Origin of the sequence: Thiocapsa sp. C2-2m (assembly GCF_041903745.1) — a bacterium.
Classification (GTDB): Bacteria; Pseudomonadota; Gammaproteobacteria; order Chromatiales; family Chromatiaceae; genus Thiocapsa; species Thiocapsa roseilacustris.
In genome coordinates, this window is record NZ_JBBWVD010000003.1 from 57,222 (window position 1) to 73,764 (window position 16,543).

At 66.0% G+C, this 16,543-nt stretch carries 15 protein-coding genes and 1 other RNA gene; all 16 read left to right on the forward strand.

Annotated features, from left to right (window positions below; all coding sequences use genetic code 11):
• The first annotated feature begins 9 nt into the window (after positions 1 to 9).
• Positions 10 to 882, forward strand: a complete 873-nt coding sequence (rsmI, locus tag AADX97_RS02955; protein ID WP_374231508.1) for a 16S rRNA (cytidine(1402)-2'-O)-methyltransferase — start codon at positions 10 to 12, stop codon at positions 880 to 882.
• Positions 883 to 958: 76 nt separating this feature from the next.
• Positions 959 to 1,330: RNase P RNA component class A (gene rnpB, locus AADX97_RS02960), an RNA gene on the forward strand.
• 296 nt (positions 1,331 to 1,626) lie between these two features.
• Positions 1,627 to 2,082, forward strand: a complete 456-nt coding sequence (gene mraZ, locus AADX97_RS02965) for a division/cell wall cluster transcriptional repressor MraZ (RefSeq protein WP_374231509.1) — start codon at positions 1,627 to 1,629, stop codon at positions 2,080 to 2,082.
• Positions 2,083 to 3,024 carry a 16S rRNA (cytosine(1402)-N(4))-methyltransferase RsmH gene (gene rsmH, locus AADX97_RS02970; RefSeq protein ID WP_374231774.1) on the forward strand — a complete coding sequence of 314 codons (942 nt, stop codon included), beginning with the start codon at positions 2,083 to 2,085 and terminating at the stop codon, positions 3,022 to 3,024.
• Positions 3,021 to 3,311 (forward strand): cell division protein FtsL, encoded by a 291-nt coding sequence (gene ftsL / locus AADX97_RS02975; RefSeq protein WP_296701281.1) that lies wholly within the window; start codon positions 3,021 to 3,023, stop codon positions 3,309 to 3,311. The genes rsmH and ftsL overlap by 4 nt, the downstream gene beginning before the upstream one ends.
• Positions 3,298 to 5,067 carry a peptidoglycan D,D-transpeptidase FtsI family protein gene (locus tag AADX97_RS02980; RefSeq protein ID WP_374231510.1) on the forward strand — a complete coding sequence of 590 codons (1,770 nt, stop codon included), beginning with the start codon at positions 3,298 to 3,300 and terminating at the stop codon, positions 5,065 to 5,067. The genes ftsL and AADX97_RS02980 overlap by 14 nt, the downstream gene beginning before the upstream one ends.
• Complete coding sequence (locus AADX97_RS02985; RefSeq protein ID WP_374231512.1) at positions 5,064 to 6,326, forward strand: Mur ligase family protein; 1,263 nt, start codon at positions 5,064 to 5,066, stop codon at positions 6,324 to 6,326. Before AADX97_RS02980 ends, AADX97_RS02985 begins: the two co-directional genes overlap by 4 nt.
• Positions 6,326 to 7,684, forward strand: a complete 1,359-nt coding sequence (murF, locus tag AADX97_RS02990; protein ID WP_374231775.1) for a UDP-N-acetylmuramoyl-tripeptide--D-alanyl-D-alanine ligase — start codon at positions 6,326 to 6,328, stop codon at positions 7,682 to 7,684. Before AADX97_RS02985 ends, murF begins: the two co-directional genes overlap by 1 nt.
• Positions 7,685 to 8,767 carry a phospho-N-acetylmuramoyl-pentapeptide-transferase gene (gene mraY, locus AADX97_RS02995; RefSeq protein ID WP_374231513.1) on the forward strand — a complete coding sequence of 361 codons (1,083 nt, stop codon included), beginning with the start codon at positions 7,685 to 7,687 and terminating at the stop codon, positions 8,765 to 8,767.
• A 112-nt stretch (positions 8,768 to 8,879) separates the two neighbouring features.
• Positions 8,880 to 10,232 (forward strand): UDP-N-acetylmuramoyl-L-alanine--D-glutamate ligase, encoded by a 1,353-nt coding sequence (gene murD / locus AADX97_RS03000; protein WP_374231514.1) that lies wholly within the window; start codon positions 8,880 to 8,882, stop codon positions 10,230 to 10,232.
• Entirely contained in the window at positions 10,229 to 11,443 is a 1,215-nt protein-coding gene (ftsW, locus tag AADX97_RS03005) for a putative lipid II flippase FtsW (RefSeq protein WP_374231515.1), read from the forward strand. The genes murD and ftsW overlap by 4 nt, the downstream gene beginning before the upstream one ends.
• A complete protein-coding gene (murG, locus tag AADX97_RS03010) occupies positions 11,428 to 12,522 on the forward strand; it encodes an undecaprenyldiphospho-muramoylpentapeptide beta-N-acetylglucosaminyltransferase (protein ID WP_374231516.1) in 1,095 nt (364 codons plus the stop codon). The genes ftsW and murG overlap by 16 nt, the downstream gene beginning before the upstream one ends.
• On the forward strand, positions 12,519 to 13,949 hold the full coding sequence (gene murC / locus AADX97_RS03015) for a UDP-N-acetylmuramate--L-alanine ligase (protein WP_374231517.1): 1,431 nt from the start codon (positions 12,519 to 12,521) through the stop codon (positions 13,947 to 13,949). The genes murG and murC overlap by 4 nt, the downstream gene beginning before the upstream one ends.
• Complete coding sequence (gene murB, locus AADX97_RS03020; protein ID WP_374231518.1) at positions 13,946 to 14,821, forward strand: UDP-N-acetylmuramate dehydrogenase; 876 nt, start codon at positions 13,946 to 13,948, stop codon at positions 14,819 to 14,821. The genes murC and murB overlap by 4 nt, the downstream gene beginning before the upstream one ends.
• Positions 14,818 to 15,753 carry a D-alanine--D-alanine ligase gene (locus AADX97_RS03025; RefSeq protein WP_374231519.1) on the forward strand — a complete coding sequence of 312 codons (936 nt, stop codon included), beginning with the start codon at positions 14,818 to 14,820 and terminating at the stop codon, positions 15,751 to 15,753. Before murB ends, AADX97_RS03025 begins: the two co-directional genes overlap by 4 nt.
• Positions 15,746 to 16,540 (forward strand): cell division protein FtsQ/DivIB, encoded by a 795-nt coding sequence (locus AADX97_RS03030; protein WP_374231520.1) that lies wholly within the window; start codon positions 15,746 to 15,748, stop codon positions 16,538 to 16,540. Before AADX97_RS03025 ends, AADX97_RS03030 begins: the two co-directional genes overlap by 8 nt.
• Positions 16,541 to 16,543 lie beyond the last annotated feature (3 nt).

The following is a 16,543-nucleotide window of genomic DNA, read 5'->3' on the forward strand; positions in this document are numbered from 1 at the left end:
GGAGGCAGGGTGCAGCAGTCAACGGGGATACTATACGTGGTCGCCACGCCGATCGGCAATCTCGGGGATATGACCGATCGGGCACGTAAGGTGTTAAGCGAGGTTGATTTGATCGCCGCGGAGGATACCCGTCAGACGCTTCGTCTGCTGACCCATTTCGGTATCTCCTCGAAGCTCGTGGCCTATCATGACTACAACGAAGCCAGTGTTGCGCCTCGGCTCCTCGCCGAGATCGAGACCGGCCGCAGCATCGCACTCGTTTCCGATGCGGGGACGCCCCTGATCAGCGATCCCGGGTTCAGCCTCGTGGTCGCGGCGCGCGAGCGTGGTTTGGCCGTTGTACCTGTTCCGGGCGCCAATGCTGCCATCTGCGCCCTCTCGGCGGCGGGTTTACCGAGCGACCGCTTTTTATTCGTCGGATTTCCCCCGCGCACCCGATCGCATCGCCTTGCCTGGCTCGGCGAGCTTAAGGGGGAGCGGGGCACGCTGATCCTCTACGAGAGCGGCAAGCGGATCCTCGTCACCCTGCGTGATCTCGGCGAGGCACTGGGCGAGACACGGCGTTTGGTCCTGGCGCGCGAGTTGACCAAGCACTTCGAGACCTTCCTCGTCGGTACCGCGTCCGAGTTGGCACAGCGCCTCGAGGGCGACGCCGAGCAACGTCTCGGCGAGCTGGTCGTTCTGGTCGAGGGGAACGCCGATACGGATGATCCGGACCGGGCCGAGGCGGAGCGGGTCCTGCGCATCCTCGGCGAGACCCTACCTCTGGCTCAGGCCGTGGCGATTGCGGCGCGCCTGACCGGCCTCAAGAAGAATGCGCTCTACCGCCTCGGCCTCGCCCTGGATTTGGGTCATGGCGTCGCCGCGACGGACGACGGGTGATAAAGCCTGCCGGTGCGGCATGCGCTCGCAATCGACCGAGACCGGAAGCCTCGGTAAGCGCTATACTTACTGGCTGGGAGTCGGCCGGACAGTCGCGCTCGTCGTTCGCGGCGAGGGAGGAAAGTCCGGGCTCCATAGGGCAGGGTGCCAGGTAACGCCTGGGGGGCGCAAGTCCACGGAAAGTGCCACAGAAAAGATACCGCCGATCCCGTCTTCATGACGGGAGGTAAGGGTGAAATGGTGCGGTAAGAGCGCACCGCGCTGGTGGCAACAGCAGCGGCAGGGTAAACCCCACCCGGAGCAAGACCAAATAGGGGGGCATGCAGCCCAGTGCTGCAGCGCGCGGCCCGCGCGTGCCCCCGGGTAGGTCGCTCGAGGCGTACGGTGACGTACGTCCCAGATGAATGACTGTCTTCGACAGAACCCGGCTTACAGGCCGGCTCCCAGACCCTTACCCGGGCCCTTCCCGGGATCCGACCGACGGCAGCCGTGCTGCCGGATTCCCGTCGTTTGAGTCTCTCCTGTAAACCTCTTCAGCTTTACCCTTTAGTTGCATGAAAACAAATGTATTCCGCGAGGTTATGCTGTGCCTGTGGCGCCGCATCTAAGTTGCTGTCTGTCAAGAATTAACGGCACGCATCACCTTGACGATCCCCTTGGGCGGCTCTAAGATGAGGCCCAAGTGGGGGAAAGTGGGGAATTGGGGAAGGAGTCGCCGGGCGCAAGTCACCACGTGGAGCGGCCGTGTTTCGGGGGGTCTTCATCGTCAATCTCGACGTCAAAGGACGTCTCGCGGTGCCTGCAAAATACCGCGAGCGGCTGCAGTCGTCGTGCAACTCCCAGCTCGTCGTCACCGTCGACCGTGACCGCTGCCTCCTTCTGTACCCGGAGCCCGAGTGGGAGCTGATCGAGGCAAAACTCGCTGCGCTTCCTGCGTTCGACAGCACGGCCCGTGCGATCCAGCGTCTCTATATCGGCAACGCCCAGGAGGTCGAGATGGACGCCCAGGGTCGCATCCTGCTGCCGCAATATCTGCGTGATTTCGCATCGCTCGAGAAGCGCGTCGCCTTCGTCGGTCAAGGCTCGAAGTTTGAGCTTTGGGACGAGCCTGCATGGAACGCGCGCAATGAAGCGGCGCTCGGCGATGCAGGTACCGGAGAATTGGCGATGGCGGCCGGGCTCGGTTCCTTAACGCTTTAGATCATTCCTTTGACTCACCAACAACATTTGCCGGTTCTGCTGGAGGAAAGTGTGCACGCCTTGGTCGTGGATCCGAACGGCATCTATGTCGACGGCACCTTCGGGCGCGGCGGGCACAGTCGTGCCGTTCTGGAGCGCCTCGGCGAGGCCGGGCGACTGATCGCCATCGATCGCGATCCCGAGGCGGTCTCCGCGGGGTGTGAGCTTGCGCGTGCCGATCGGCGCTTCACGATAGTGGGCGGCCGCTTCGGCTCGATCACCGAGCTGCTCGCGCACATCGGTGTTCAGGGCAACCTCTGCGGCATGCTGTTGGATTTCGGGGTGTCCTCCCCTCAGCTCGACACGGCGGAGCGCGGTTTCAGTTTTTCTTCCGAAGGTCCGCTGGACCTGCGAATGGACCCCACCCGCGGCGAATCGGCGGCGCAATGGCTGGCCCAGGCCCCCCAAGCCGAGATCGTCCAAGTCCTGTTCGACTTCGGGGAGGAGCGTTTCGCCAAACGGATCGCGCGCAATATCGTCGCGCAGCGCAGCGAGGGCCCCTTGACGACAACGACCCAGCTCGCCGCTTTGATCGCGCGGTCGGTGCCGACGCGCGAGCCCGGCAAGCACCCGGCGACGCGGACCTTCCAGGCCCTGCGCATCCGGATCAACGACGAGCTCGAGGAGATTCAGGATTGCCTGCGCCAATCCTGCGACATCCTGGCGCACGCCGGACGGCTGGTCGTCATCAGTTTTCACTCCCTGGAGGACCGTATCGTCAAGCGTTTCATGCGCACGGAGTCGCGTGGCCCCGTTCTGCCCAAGGGCCTTCCGGTGACCGCCGAGGAATCGCGCGGGCGCTTGCGCATCCTCGGTAAGCCGGTGCGTCCTTCGCCCGCCGAGGTCGCGTCCAATCCTCGCGCACGCAGCGCCATCATGCGCGTCGCGGAGCGTCTCGCTTGAGTGCCCGCCCGCTTTGGATTCTGGTCGGGTTGGTCTTGGCCGTCACCCTATCGGCGATCGCCGTGGTGTACACCAAGTACCAGACGCGGATCCATTTCGGTCAATTGCAGGAGCTGCGCGCCCAACGCGACGCCGTCGACGTGGAGTGGAATCGGCTCCGTCTCGAGGAGGCTGCGCTCTCGACGCACGTTCGGGTCGAGCGCAAGGCCAGGGACCAGCTGGGCATGTTCAATCCAAGGTTCGAGGATGTCTTGATGATCGAGGAGGTCGGCCGTGTCTACCCGTAACCGCCGAGCCCGACGTCCGGAGCCGCGGCAAGCCAGGCCGAATCTCGCGCTGCGTCGTCGCCTGTTGGTCGGTGTTCTGTCGAGCGCCTTCGTCGTCCTCTCGGCGGCGGTCTTCTATCGTCAAGTCGTCGAGACCGAGTATCTGCGTAGCGAAGGCGAGCGCCGTTATCTGCGTGTGGGCGAGATTGCCGCGCGTCGCGGCATGATCACCGACCGCAACGGCGAGCCTCTGGCGGTGAGCACCCCGGTGGAAACGGTCTGGGGCGAGCCGCGCAAGCTGGTGGAGCGACGCGATGCGATCCCGCCGTTGGCCGTGGCGTTGGGGCTCGAGCCGAAGGCGCTGCAGGAACGGCTCGACGCGACCTCCGAACGCGGGTTTATCTACCTCAAGCGGCGCGTCAGCTTCGAAGAAGCGCGCGCGGTGCGACAGGTCATCGCCGAGCACCATCTCGGTGGCGTGGACTTCGAGACCGAGTACCGTCGCTTCTACCCGGGTGTCGAGGTCTTCGGGCACGTCCTCGGGTTTACCGACATCGACGACACGGGCCAGGAAGGTATCGAGCTTGCGTACGACTCCTGGCTGAAGTCCGAGCCGGGTCTGCGTCGCGTCATTCGCGACGGTCGCCAACAGATCGTGCAGGAGATCGAGCAGGTCCGTGCGCCGCGCCAAGGCGCGGATCTCGCGCTCAGCCTCGACCGACGCCTTCAGTTCCTCGCCTACCGCGAGCTCAAGGCCGCCGTTGCCGAGCACAAGGCGGTCGGCGGGACGCTGGTGGCCTTGGATGTCGAGACCGGCGAGATCCTCGCGATGGTCAACCAGCCCGGCTACAACCCGAACGCCCAGCGCGGCGGCAGCAGCGAGCGTCGCCGCAATCGTGCCGTAACCGACGTCATGGAGCCGGGCTCGACGATCAAGCCGTTCGTCGTGGCCGCCGCACTGGAGCGTGGTTTGATCAAGCCGACGACGACGATCGCGACACGGGGCGGGTCGATGGCGGTCGGGCGCAACACCGTGAAGGACGTGCGCAATTACGGCAACCTCGATACGACCGGCGTCATCACGAAATCGAGCAACGTCGGCGTCGTGAAGATCGCGCAGATGATGAGCTACGGTGATCTTTGGGGTCTTTACGACCAGCTCGGCTTCGGCCAGGCGACCGCTGTCGGCGTGCCGGGCGAGAGCCGGGGCGTGCTGCGACATCATTCGACGTGGCGCGTCTTCGAGCATGCGACCCAAGCCTTCGGATACGGGTTGTCGGTGACCGCACTGCAGCTGGCGCAATCCTATGGCGTGTTGGCTGCCGACGGCATCAAGCGCCCGGTCTCCCTGTTGAGGCAAGATCCCGCGTCGCCTGCGCGTGCGGGCGAGGAGACACGCGTCCTCAGCGCCGAAACGGCGCGCAAGGTGCGGGCGATGATGGAGACGGTGGTCTCCGATCAAGGCACCGCGAGACGTGCCGCCATCACCGGCTATCGGGTTGCCGGAAAGACCGGAACGGCCAAAAAATCCGCAGGGCGTGCCGGCTATGGCGGCGGGCGCTATCAGGCGGTGTTCGCCGGTTTTGCGCCGGCGGGTTCGCCGCGCCTGGTGATCGCCGTGATGATCGACGAGCCCAAGGGCAAGGCCTACTACGGCGGATTGGTCGCCGCGCCCGTCTTCCAGAAGGTCATGGAAGGCGCCCTGCGTCTGTTCAATGTCCCGCCGGATGATCCGCAGCCCTCGATGCTTCTGGCACGACGCGAGGTCAAGCCATGATGGCGGACCGCGTCCTTGGCTCGCCGAACGCTTGCGCGGAGACCTTCGCTGTTGTCGGGGCGCGCGGCAAGACCAGCGTCGCCCACGCGCTCGCTCAGGTGTTGGCCGTCGAGTTGCCTTGCGGCGTCATCGCCAGCGTCGGCTATGGGTTTCCCGGCGACCTCAAAACGACAGGCGACCGCGACCTGTGCAGTCTCGAGACAACGCTCGATGGACTCTGCACACGGGGTGCGCGGGCCGTCGCCATCGAGGTCTCCTTCGACGCGCTCGTGCGCTCCAGAGCGGAGGACCTTCACTTCAGCCATGCGCTGTTTACCGGGCTCGACGGTGTCGATCTCGGCGGAACATGTGACACGAGCGACACGTCCGAGTCGCCGGCTATCGCCGAGGCTGTTTTGCGCCTCTTCAGGTCTCCGGGTCTGAAGTGGGCGGTCCTGAATCTGAGCGATCCGTTTTCGAAGACGATCCTGAGCGTTCTGCCCGTCGGGGTCGGGGTTGCGGGGTTCGTTGCGGATCCGACCGCGGAGCCGCCCGATGATGACCTTCTCGCGGCATGCGACATCTGCATCCGTGCCCGATCGATCGCGCCGATGCCGAGGGGGCTGCGTCTGCGCGTCGCCTGCGAGGCGCGCGATGCCTGTTCCGAGGCGGATCTCGCCGTCGGCCTGATCGGCGCCTTCAATGCGGCCAATCTTCTCGCCGTCATGGCCGTGCTGCTTGCGCGCGGCCTTCCGCTCGAGCGCGCTGCACGGGAGTCGAGCCGCATCCAGGGCGTGCCCGGGCGCATGGAATGCTTCGGCGACGCGCGCACGCCGCTGATCGTGGTCGATGAGGCCCGGACACCGGCCGCACTTGAAACGGCGCTGGTGAATCTGCGGAAACACGGTCCGCGACGCATCTTCACGGTCTTCGGCTGCGCCGGCGAGCGTGATCCCGCCATGCGCCCCGTCATGGGTGCCATTGCCGAGCGTCTGAGCGACGAGGTGATCCTCGCAGACGACAACCCGCGCGGGGAGTGCGGTGAGACAATCGTCGCGGATATCCTCGCCGGGGTCGTCGATCCGGGGCGCGTGCGGGTGCGACGCCGGCGCGCCATCGCCATCCGCACCGCGATCACCCTGGCCGGCATCGAGGATGCCGTGCTTGTGGCCGGTAAAGGTCACGAGACGATCCAGGAGATCGGTGAGCTCAAGGTGCGCTTCAGCGATCGCGCCCAGGTGGTCGAGGCCCTGCGGGAATGGCAGGAGGGTTGTCGGTGATGTGGTCCCTTGCTCAAGCTGTTGCTCATGCCGGTGGCCGTCTCGAAGGTGAGGATCGCCGCTTCGTCTCGGTCGGCACCGACAGCCGTGCCGATTGCAGCGGCCAGCTCTTTGTCGCCCTGCGCGGCGAGCGCTTCGACGGGCATGACCATGTCGCCGCCGCCCGCGCCGCGGGTGCCGTCGCCGCGATGGTCGATCACCCGCTCCCGTTGGACCTACCCCAGTGGATCGTCGAGGACACCCGCGCCGGGCTCGGGGCCCTCGCTGCGGCTTGGCGCGACCTCTTCCCCGGACGGGTCGTCGCCATCACGGGGAGCAATGGTAAGACCACGGTGAAGGAGATGGTTGCTGCCATCCTCGATCAGGTCGGCAACGTTCGCGCGACCCGCGGCAATCTGAACAACGATATCGGGATGCCCTTGACCCTTTTGAGCGCCCGTGACGAGACCTTTCTCGTCCTGGAAATGGGCGCCAACCACCACGGCGAGATCGGGTATATGACCGACATCGCCCGTCCCGATGTCGCCCTCATCACCAATGCAGGACGCGCTCACCTGGAGGGCTTCGGCAGCGTCGACGGCGTTGCCAGCGCTAAAGGCGAGATCGCCCGAGGTCTGCCGAGCAAGGGGGTTTTCGTGTTCGCCGGCGATTCCCCGTACGCGGGTCTCTGGCGCGAGCTGGCCGCGGGTCGTCGCACCATGACGTTCGGACTGGAGGGCGATACCGACCTCCGGGCGGATCGCTCGGCGATCCGGGTCGAGTGGACCGAGGCGGGTTTCAGCACTCATGTCGTGGCGCATCACGAGGGCAGGGCGATCCCGATCACCCTGCGTCTGGCCGGCGAGCACAACGCCCGCAACGCCTTGGCCGCCGCTGCGACGGCACTGGCGCTCGGGATCGCGCCGGCCGCGATCCAGGCGGGTCTTGCGACGCTGATGCCCGTGAAGGGCCGTCTCTGTCCCCTTCGTTGTGGCGAGGTCGGCGTCATCGACGACACCTACAACGCCAACCCGGACTCCATCGCCGCTGCGATTCAGGTCCTTGCGGGCCTGTCGGGCCGGCGCTGGCTGGTCCTGGGGGACCTCGCCGAGCTGGGTTCGGAGGCCGAGGCCCTGCACCGCGAGGTCGGCGAGATCGCGCGCGAGGCCGGCATCGATCGTCTGTTCAGCGTGGGTGTCCTGAGCACGTCGGCGACGTCCGCCTTCGGCGACGGCGCACGCCACTTTACCGACCAGGGGGATCTGGTGTGTGCACTGCGGACCGAGATGTCCGCAGGCGACCGTATCCTGGTCAAGGGTTCGCGCTCCGCTCGGATGGAGCAGGTCGTCGAGGCGCTGTGCGCCGTAGGAGAGAGTTAGGTGTTGCTTTCCCTTGCCGAATGGCTGTCGCAGTTTCAGACCGGATTCAATGTCTTCCGGTATCTGACTCTGCGCGCCATCATGGGCGTGCTCACGGCGCTCGCGATCGCTCTGCTGGTCGGCCGACCGATGATCACCCGCCTGCGCGCCTACAAGGTCGGTCAGATGGTGCGCGACGACGGCCCGCAGAGTCATCTGTCCAAGGCCGGGACACCGACCATGGGCGGCGCACTCATCCTCGTCGCGGTCGTGGTCAGCACGCTGTTGTGGGCCGATCTGGACAACCGCTATGTCTGGATCGTGCTCCTGACCACACTCGCGTTCGGCCTGGTTGGCTTGGTGGACGACTACAAGAAGCTGGTGCTTCGCAATCCGCGTGGATTGGCGGCGCGCTGGAAGTATCTCTGGCAAACCGTCGCGGGTTTCTCGGCGGCAATCGCGCTCTATGTGACGGCAGGCTCGCCGGCGGAGACCGAGCTGCTGATTCCGTACCTGAAGGACGTCTCGATCCAACTCGGGCCCTGGTTCATCCTAATGACCTATTTCGTGATCGTCGGGGCCAGCAACGCAGTGAACCTGACCGATGGTCTGGACGGCCTCGCCGTCATGCCGACGGTCTTGGTGGCCGGCGCATTGGCGATCTTCGTCTATGCCGCAAGCCATGGACCGATCTCCAGCTATCTCCTGATCCCGCACATCCCGGAGGTCGGCGAGCTGGTTGTCTTCTGCGGTGCCCTGGTCGGCGCGGGTTTGGGTTTTCTTTGGTTCAACGCCTATCCGGCGCAGGTCTTTATGGGCGACGTCGGCGCCTTGGCTTTGGGCGCCGCGCTCGGGGTGGTTGCAGTGGCGGCGCGCCAGGAGCTGGTCCTTTTCATCATGGGCGGCGTCTTCGTCGTCGAAACCATCTCGGTGATGATGCAGGTGATGTCCTTCAAGCTCACCGGCAAACGCATCTTCCGCATGGCGCCGATTCACCATCATTTCGAGCTCAAAGGCTGGCCCGAGCCGCGCGTCATCGTCCGCTTCTGGATTGTGACGGTGGTTCTGGTGTTGATTGGATTGGCGAGCTTGAAAATTCGGTAAGCGCAGCGACAGCCTTGGGTTCGTGTAGGCTTTGATTCGACGGGGGGGGAATGAAAGCGATCGAAACGGACAATCGCGGCACGGGTCCGCGCAGGTCTTACGAGCAGGTGCGATGAGTCGGCTGTCCGATACCGCGAAGACCCTGGTGGTCGGGCTCGGCAAGACAGGACTCTCCTGTGCCCGTTATTTGCGCTCGCAGGGCGTTGCGACGGCCGTGACCGACTCGCGCGAGAATCCGCCCGGCCTGCAGCAATTGCGTGACGAGATGCCGGAGGTCGCGGTCTTCGTCGGCGGCTTCGCGCCGGAAGCCTTCGCAGCCGCCGCGCGTCTGGTCGTCAGTCCGGGTGTTCCCGTTTCCGATCCCTTGATTCGGGACGCGATGGCGCGTGGTGTCGAGGTGATCGGCGACGTCGAGCTCTTCGCGCGTGCCGCGCAGGCCCCGATCTGCGCCATCACCGGATCCAACGGCAAGAGTACGGTCACGACCCTGGTCGGGCAGATGGCCGCGGCAGCAGGGCAGCGCGTGTCCGTCGGCGGGAATCTTGGCGAGCCTGCATTGGCACTGCTCGAGGCCTCGATCGAGCGCTATGTCTTGGAGCTTTCGAGCTTCCAGTTGGAGACGACCTTCAGTCTGCACGCCGATGTGGCGGTCGTGCTCAATGTCTCGGCCGACCACATGGACCGCTACCCCGATCTGAACGCCTATGCGCAGACCAAAGGGCGCATCTACCGGGGGGCGCGGGTCGCCGTCGTGAATCGCGATGATCCGATCGTCGTGGCCATGCCGCGGGAGGCTGCACTCGAGATCGGATTCACCCTCGGTGAGCCGACGGGCAGCGACTTCGGGCGATGCGTCCATGACGGGGCGCCTTGGCTCTGCCGAGGGACGCAGCCCCTGATGCCGGCCTCCGAAGTCCGCGTCGCGGGTCTGCACAATCTGGCGAACGCCCTTGCGGCCTTGGCGCTGGCATCCGGATGCGGCCTGCCGATGGAGCCGTCCTGTGCGGTTCTGCGTCGCTTCTCGGGCCTGCCGCACCGCAGCGAGCTGGTTGCCGAACGCGACGGCGTGCGCTGGTACGACGACTCCAAGGGGACGAACCCGGGGGCGACCGTGGCGGCTCTCGACGGGTTGATTCCTCCCGGAAGCATGGGCCGTGCCGTCCTGATCGCCGGCGGCGATGGCAAGGGTGCCGACTTCTCACCTTTGCGCTCGGCGGTCAAGCGTACGGCGCGCGCAGTGGTCCTGATCGGACGGGATGCCGGGCTGATCGCGCAGGCGTTGGACGGCGAGGTCCCGCTGTCGGAGGCGGCGAGCATGCAGGATGCGGTCGCGCAGGCGGCGGCGATCGCCCGGCCCGGGGATACGGTCCTCCTCTCGCCGGCCTGCGCCAGTTTCGATATGTTCGACAGTTACGAGCATCGCGGGCGGGTCTTCGCCGAGGCGGTGCGGGGACTCGGATCATGACGGTCGCCGCCCGCCAGGTGCGTGGGAATCCAGCGCGCAGCACACAACGCAGGCGCGAGCGTTCGGTCGCCGGGGTGGACTACCCCTTGCTCATTTGTGCGCTCGGGTTGGTGGCGTTCGGCTTTGTGATGGTGGCCTCGGCATCGATGTCGATCGCATCCAACTGCTGCAACGATCCCTTCTATTATGTGACGCGGCACGGCTTGGCCTTGGGTCTCGCCTTAACCGCGGCTGTGTTGGCCTACAGCGTGCCCGTTGATTGGTGGGAGCGCGGCGGGGTTTGGCTTTTGCTGCTCGGCCTTCTGTCGCTGGTGCTGGTGCTGGTGCCGGGCGTGGGTCGCGAGGTCAACGGCGCGACGCGCTGGATCCCGCTCGGTCCACTGAACCTTCAGCCCTCCGAGCTGGTGAAGTTGTTTGCCGTCCTCTATGTCTCCGGCTACCTGGTGCGCCATGCCGACGACGTGGTCAACCGGATCTCGGGGTTCATCCGGCCCATGATTTTGATCGGAATCGCCGGTACGCTGATCCTCCAGCAGCCGGACTTCGGGACCACGGCAGTGATGCTGGCGACTGTCATGGGCATGCTGTTTTTGGGCGGTGTCAGCCTCATGCCCTTCGTGGTCTTGTTCCTGGTTGTCGCCGCCGGGCTCTTGGTGCTGATCATCATCTCGCCCTATCGATTACAGCGTGTCACCTCTTTTCTCGATCCGTTTCAGGATCCGTTCAACACGGGCTATCAGTTGAGCCAGGCCTTGATCGCTTTCGGGCGAGGCGAATGGCTCGGTGTGGGGCTTGGCAACGGGATTCAGAAGCAGTTCTTCCTTCCGGAGGCCCATACGGACTTCATCGCATCGGTCGTGGGCGAGGAGCTCGGTCTGGTCGGGATGCTGGTGCTGATCGCGGCCTTCGCGTTCCTGACGTGGCGGGCCTTCTCGATCGGGGCGCGCGCGGAGGCCGTCGGCGAGCGGTTCTCCGCCTATGTCGCCCAGGGGATCGGCCTTGGTCTCGGTCTGCAGGCCTTCGTGAATATCGGCGTGAACGTCGGAATGTTGCCGACCAAGGGCTTGACGCTGCCCTTCATGAGCTACGGGAGCAACAGCCTGATCGCCGCCTGTATGTCGATCGCGATCCTGCTGCGGATCGACGCGACGGTGCGTCGCATCGAGGCCGAGAAGGGACCCGCACGGGGAATGCCATGGGTACGCGCGTAGCCGTCATGGCAGGGGGTACCGGCGGGCATGTCTTTCCTGCGCTTGCGGTTGCCGAGCGTCTGCGCGAGCAAGGTGTGAGTGTCTTTTGGATCGGCACGCGTCGCGGGATGGAGTCGCGACTGGTGCCCGAGCACGGCTTGGAGATGGAGTGGATCCGCATCGAGGGTCTGCGCGGCAAGGGGATCACTCAGATCCTCGGCGCCCCCTTCAAGATTGCGGTTGCACTCTGGCAGGCTGCACGGATCCTGCGTCGGCGTCGTCCGTCGGTGGTCTTGGGGATGGGTGGATTCGCCTCCGGCCCCGGTGGTCTGGCCGCTCGTGTGCTGGGGTTTCCGCTGGTGATCCACGAGCAGAACTTCGTGCCCGGGATGACCAATCAGTGGTTGGCGCGAATCGCCACGCGGGTGTTCGAGGCCTTTCCCGGGAGCTTCCCGGGTGCGCGTGGTGCGCAAGCTTGCGGGAATCCGGTGCGCCGCGCGATCGTCGATCTGCCGCCACCGCGCGAGCGTCTGGCGCGGCGCCGCACGGAAGGGACCGCCGAGCCGGCTCGGCTGCTCGTTTTGGGCGGCTCGCTCGGGGCTCAAGTCCTCAATGAGATGGTCCCCGCCGCGCTGGCGGGGCTGCCGACGGAGCTGCGTCCGAGCGTGCACCATCAGGCCGGCGAGCGCACGCTCGAGACCGCTCGGGCGGGCTATCGGGCGGTCGGTGTCGAGGCGGAGGTTGTTTCCTTTATCAACGACATGGCCGCGGCCTACGGTTGGGCCGACTTAGTCGTGTGCCGGGCCGGCGCGCTCACGGTCTCGGAGCTGGCCGCGGCAGGCGTCGCCTCGGTTTTGGTGCCGTATCCATTCGCGGTCGATGATCATCAGGTTGGCAATGCTCGCTATCTGGCTGATGTCGGCGCGGCGCGACTCGTCATTCAGCGCGATCTGACCCTTGCCGGTTTGACTGCACTGCTCCATGAATTGCTGGGCGATCGCGAGACGCTGTCGACGATGGCCGATGCGGCCCGCGCGTGCGCGCAGCCGGATGCCGCGGGACGGATCGCGGCTGCTTGTTTAGAGGTTGCCGGTCGATGAACGCACATCTTCAACATACCGCCGCCCGGATGGGTCGGGTTCGCCGACTCCACTTCGTGGGGATCGGTGGCTCCGGGATGAGCGGCATCGCCGAGCTGATGGCCAATTTGGGCTACGAGGTCGCGGGGTCGGATCTGCGCGAGAGCGACGCGACGCGTCGCCTCGAGGGGTTGGGCGTCGAGGTCTTCATCGGACACCGGGCCGAGCAGGTCGCGGATGCCGACGCCGTCGTGGTGTCGAGCGCGATCGACGAGACCAATCCCGAGATCCAGAGCGCTCGCGCCGGACGTATCCCGATCGTGCGTCGTGCCGAGATGCTCGCCGAGCTGATGCGCTTCTACTACGGCGTCGCGGTGGCCGGCACGCACGGTAAGACGACAACCACCAGTCTGGTGGCCAGCATTTTGGCCGAGGGCGGGCTCGATCCGACCTTCGTGATCGGCGGTCGTCTCAACAGCGCGGGCGCCAATGCCAAGCTGGGGACCACCAAGTATCTGGTCGCCGAGGCCGACGAGAGCGATGCCTCCTTCCTCTACCTGCAGCCCATGATCTCGATCGTCACCAATATCGATGCCGATCACATGCACACCTACGGCAACGACTTCAATCGGTTGCGCAGCACCTTCATGGAGTTTTTGCACCATCTGCCCTTCTACGGGCTTGCGGTGCTCTGTATCGACGACGATGAGATTCGTGCCCTGGTCGAGTCGATGCCGCGCCCGGTGCGCACCTACGGCACGCGCCCGGAGGCCGACGTGCGCGCGGTCGAGATCCGGCAGGACGGCATGCGCACCCGTTTTAGCGTCGAGGCGCGTGACCTCGAGACCCCGTTGGAGATCGATCTCAATCTGCCGGGTCGGCACAACGTGCTGAACTCGCTGGCGGCCATCAGCGTCGCGCTCGAGCTGGGTGTCGAGGAGGAGGCGATCGTGCGCGCCTTGTCCCGTTTCGAAGGGGTCGGGCGTCGTTTCATGATCAGCGAGCTGACCGACATGCGCGGTCGCCGATGGCTCTTGGTCGACGACTACGGGCACCACCCGCGCGAGATCGCGGCCACCTTGGCGGCGGCACGCGCCGGGTGGCCCGGGCGCCGGCTGGTCTTGGTCTTCCAGCCCCATCGGTATACGCGGACCCAGGAGCAGTTCGAGGACTTCGTGGCGGTGCTGTCCAGCCCGGACGCGCTGGTTCTGTGCGAGGTCTACCCGGCCGGCGAGGCGCCGATCCCGGGCGCGGACGGGCGTGCATTGAGCCGCGCGATCCGCACGCGCGGGGAGTTGGACCCGGTGTTCGCACAGTCGATCGACGAGGTGTCGGGTCTCTTGGACAACCTGGTGCTCGACGGCGATATGGTGCTGGTGATGGGGGCCGGCGACATCGGCGGCCTAGCGGCGCGTTTGCCGAGCCTGATGGTCGGGTCGGGGCCATGATGGGTGAGCTGCGCGAGCGCGAGCCACTCTCCCGCCACACCAGCTGGCGGGTCGGGGGGCCTGCGCGCCGCTTCTATCGGCCGACGGATACGGCGGATCTGGCCGCCTTCCTGGCGCGACTCGACCCGCAGGAGCCGCTCTTGTGGCTGGGTCTCGGGAGCAATCTGCTGGTGGACGACGCCGGTTTTCCCGGCACCGTGATCCAGACCCAGGCCTGCCTAACACTTTTGGAACGGCGAGGTGCGACCGGAATCCATGCCGAGTCCGGCGTCTCCTGCGCCAAGGTGGCTCGGTTTGCGTCGCGGCACGATCTGGTCGGGTGCGAGTTTCTCGCCGGAATCCCCGGCACCATGGGTGGCGCGCTGGCCATGAACGCGGGCGCCTGGGGCGGCGAGACCTGGGCACATGTGGTCTCGGTGCGGACCATCGATCGCGTCGGTCGGATTCGCGAGCGGGTGCCCGGCGATTTCACCATTGGCTACCGCGAGGTCATCGGGCCGCCCGGCGAGTGGTTCCTGGACGTCGCGCTCGAGCTCGCCCCCGGCGACGGTAAGGCGGGGATGGCGCGGATCCGCGAGCTGCTCGACCGGCGTGCGCAGACACAGCCCGTGGGGCTGCCGAGTTGCGGATCCGTGTTTCGCAATCCGCCCGGCGATCATGCTGCGCGCCTGATCGAGGCGGAGGGGCTCAAGGGGTATCGGATCGGCGGTGCTCAGGTGTCCGAGAAGCACGCGAATTTCATCATCAACACGGGCGAGGCCAGAGCCGCGGACATCCAAGCACTGATCGAGCTGGTGCAGCGCCGGGTCGAGGCTGCCACCGGTATCAGGCTGGTGCCCGAGGTCAAACGCATTGCCGGAGAGCATCCATGACGCCAGAGAAAATCAGGGCACGTGCTCGGTTCGGAAAGGTCGCGGTGCTCCTCGGCGGGCGCGCGGCGGAACGCGAGATCTCGCTCAAGAGCGGGAGTGCCGTGCTGGCGGCCCTGCTGCGTCAAGGCATCGACGCTCACGCATTGGATCCGGACGAGTGTGTTCTCGAGCACCTTCGCACCGGGGGTTTCGATCGTGCCTTCATCATCCTGCACGGACGCGGCGGCGAAGACGGTCAGATCCAAGGCGCCCTGGAGACCATCGGGATGCCCTACACGGGCTCGGGTGTGCTGGGATCAGCGCTCGGCATGGACAAGTATCGCTGTAAGCTGGCCTGGGCCGGGTGCAGCCTGCCGACGGCCACCTCGGTATTGCTGCGCACGGATGCCGATTTGGCGGCTGCCGAGGCGCTCGGCTTCCCGCTCATGATCAAGCCGGTCCACGAGGGATCGAGCATCGGGATGGCACGGGTCGAGGACACGGACTCACTCGCCGATGCCTGGCGCACGGCGCGCGGTTACGACGCACTGGTCCTCGCCGAGCGGTGGATTCACGGCGCCGAATACACCTGCGCCGTGCTCGGACGGGAGGCACTCCCCATGATCCGGCTCGAAACGCCGCACGCCTTCTACGACTTCGAGGCCAAGTATCGGGCGGACAGCACGCGCTATCACTGCCCCTGCGGTTTGCCCGAAGCGGAGGAGTCGCGCCTGCAACGACTCGCGCTCGACGCCTTCGAGGCCACCGGCGCGAGTGGTTGGGGCCGGGTCGACCTGATGGTCGACGGGAGCGGAGAGCCGTTCCTGCTGGAGATCAATACGGTGCCGGGCATGACCGACCACAGCCTGGTCCCGATGGCTGCGCGGGCGGCGGGGCTGGACTTCGACACCCTGGTTTTGCGCATCCTCGAGACGAGTCTCGACCGTGGCTGATCCGACACGCATTACCCCCCCGGTCGTGGAGGTGCGTCCGCGTCGCTCCGGGCGTTGGCTCGCTCTGGTCGGATTCCTTTTGATCTCGGCGATGGCGAGCGGGGTTTGGCTGCTCGGTCATTGGGAGCCGCAGCTGTTGCCGGTGCGCATCATCGCGGTGGAGGGCGAGCTGCATCATCACTCCTCGCGTTTGTTGCAGGAGACCATCAGCGAGCGACTGAGCGGCGGTATCCTGACGGCGGATCTGAAGGATTTGAAGCAGGCCGCGGAGGATCTGGCTTGGGTCGGGCGAGCCACCGTGCGTCGCGTCTGGCCGGATCGGCTGCAGGTCGAGGTCGAGGAGCACCGCCCGATCGCGCGTTGGAATCGCGATGGTTTGGTGACCGCCGAGGGCATCGTTTTTCGGCCCGGCACGGGCACCGTCCCGGCGGGTCTGCCGCTGCTCGAAGGCGAGGATCGACGTGCACCCGAGGTGGTGAAGCGCTATGCGAAGTGGCGCGACGATCTGATGTTGATCGGTCATCTCATTCAGACGCTCTCGGTCGACCCGCGTGGGGCGTGGCGGGTCGAGCTGGTCATGGGGGTCGAGTTGTATCTCGGCACGGAGGCGGTCGATCAACGGCTGGCGCGCTACATCGCCAGCGCGACGCAGTTGGAGGCGGCCGGCCAGCCACTGGTGGTGGACCTGCGCTACAGCAACGGTTTCGCCGTGAAATGGTCAGCGAACGCCGAGCCGCAGGCTCGTGCGACAACGGATCGCCCGACGCGATCCGGCAAACGAGGATAAGAC

Coding starts and splice junctions, on each gene's coding strand:
- AADX97_RS02985 (WP_374231512.1), top strand. CDS start 5,064: ATGATGGCGGACCGCGTCCTTGGCTCGCCGAACGCTTGCGCGGAGACC.
- murF (WP_374231775.1), top strand. CDS start 6,326: ATGTGGTCCCTTGCTCAAGCTGTTGCTCATGCCGGTGGCCGTCTCGAA.
- murD (WP_374231514.1), top strand. CDS start 8,880: ATGAGTCGGCTGTCCGATACCGCGAAGACCCTGGTGGTCGGGCTCGGC.
- ftsW (WP_374231515.1), top strand. CDS start 10,229: ATGACGGTCGCCGCCCGCCAGGTGCGTGGGAATCCAGCGCGCAGCACA.
- murG (WP_374231516.1), top strand. CDS start 11,428: ATGGGTACGCGCGTAGCCGTCATGGCAGGGGGTACCGGCGGGCATGTC.
- murC (WP_374231517.1), top strand. CDS start 12,519: ATGAACGCACATCTTCAACATACCGCCGCCCGGATGGGTCGGGTTCGC.
- murB (WP_374231518.1), top strand. CDS start 13,946: ATGATGGGTGAGCTGCGCGAGCGCGAGCCACTCTCCCGCCACACCAGC.
- AADX97_RS03025 (WP_374231519.1), top strand. CDS start 14,818: ATGACGCCAGAGAAAATCAGGGCACGTGCTCGGTTCGGAAAGGTCGCG.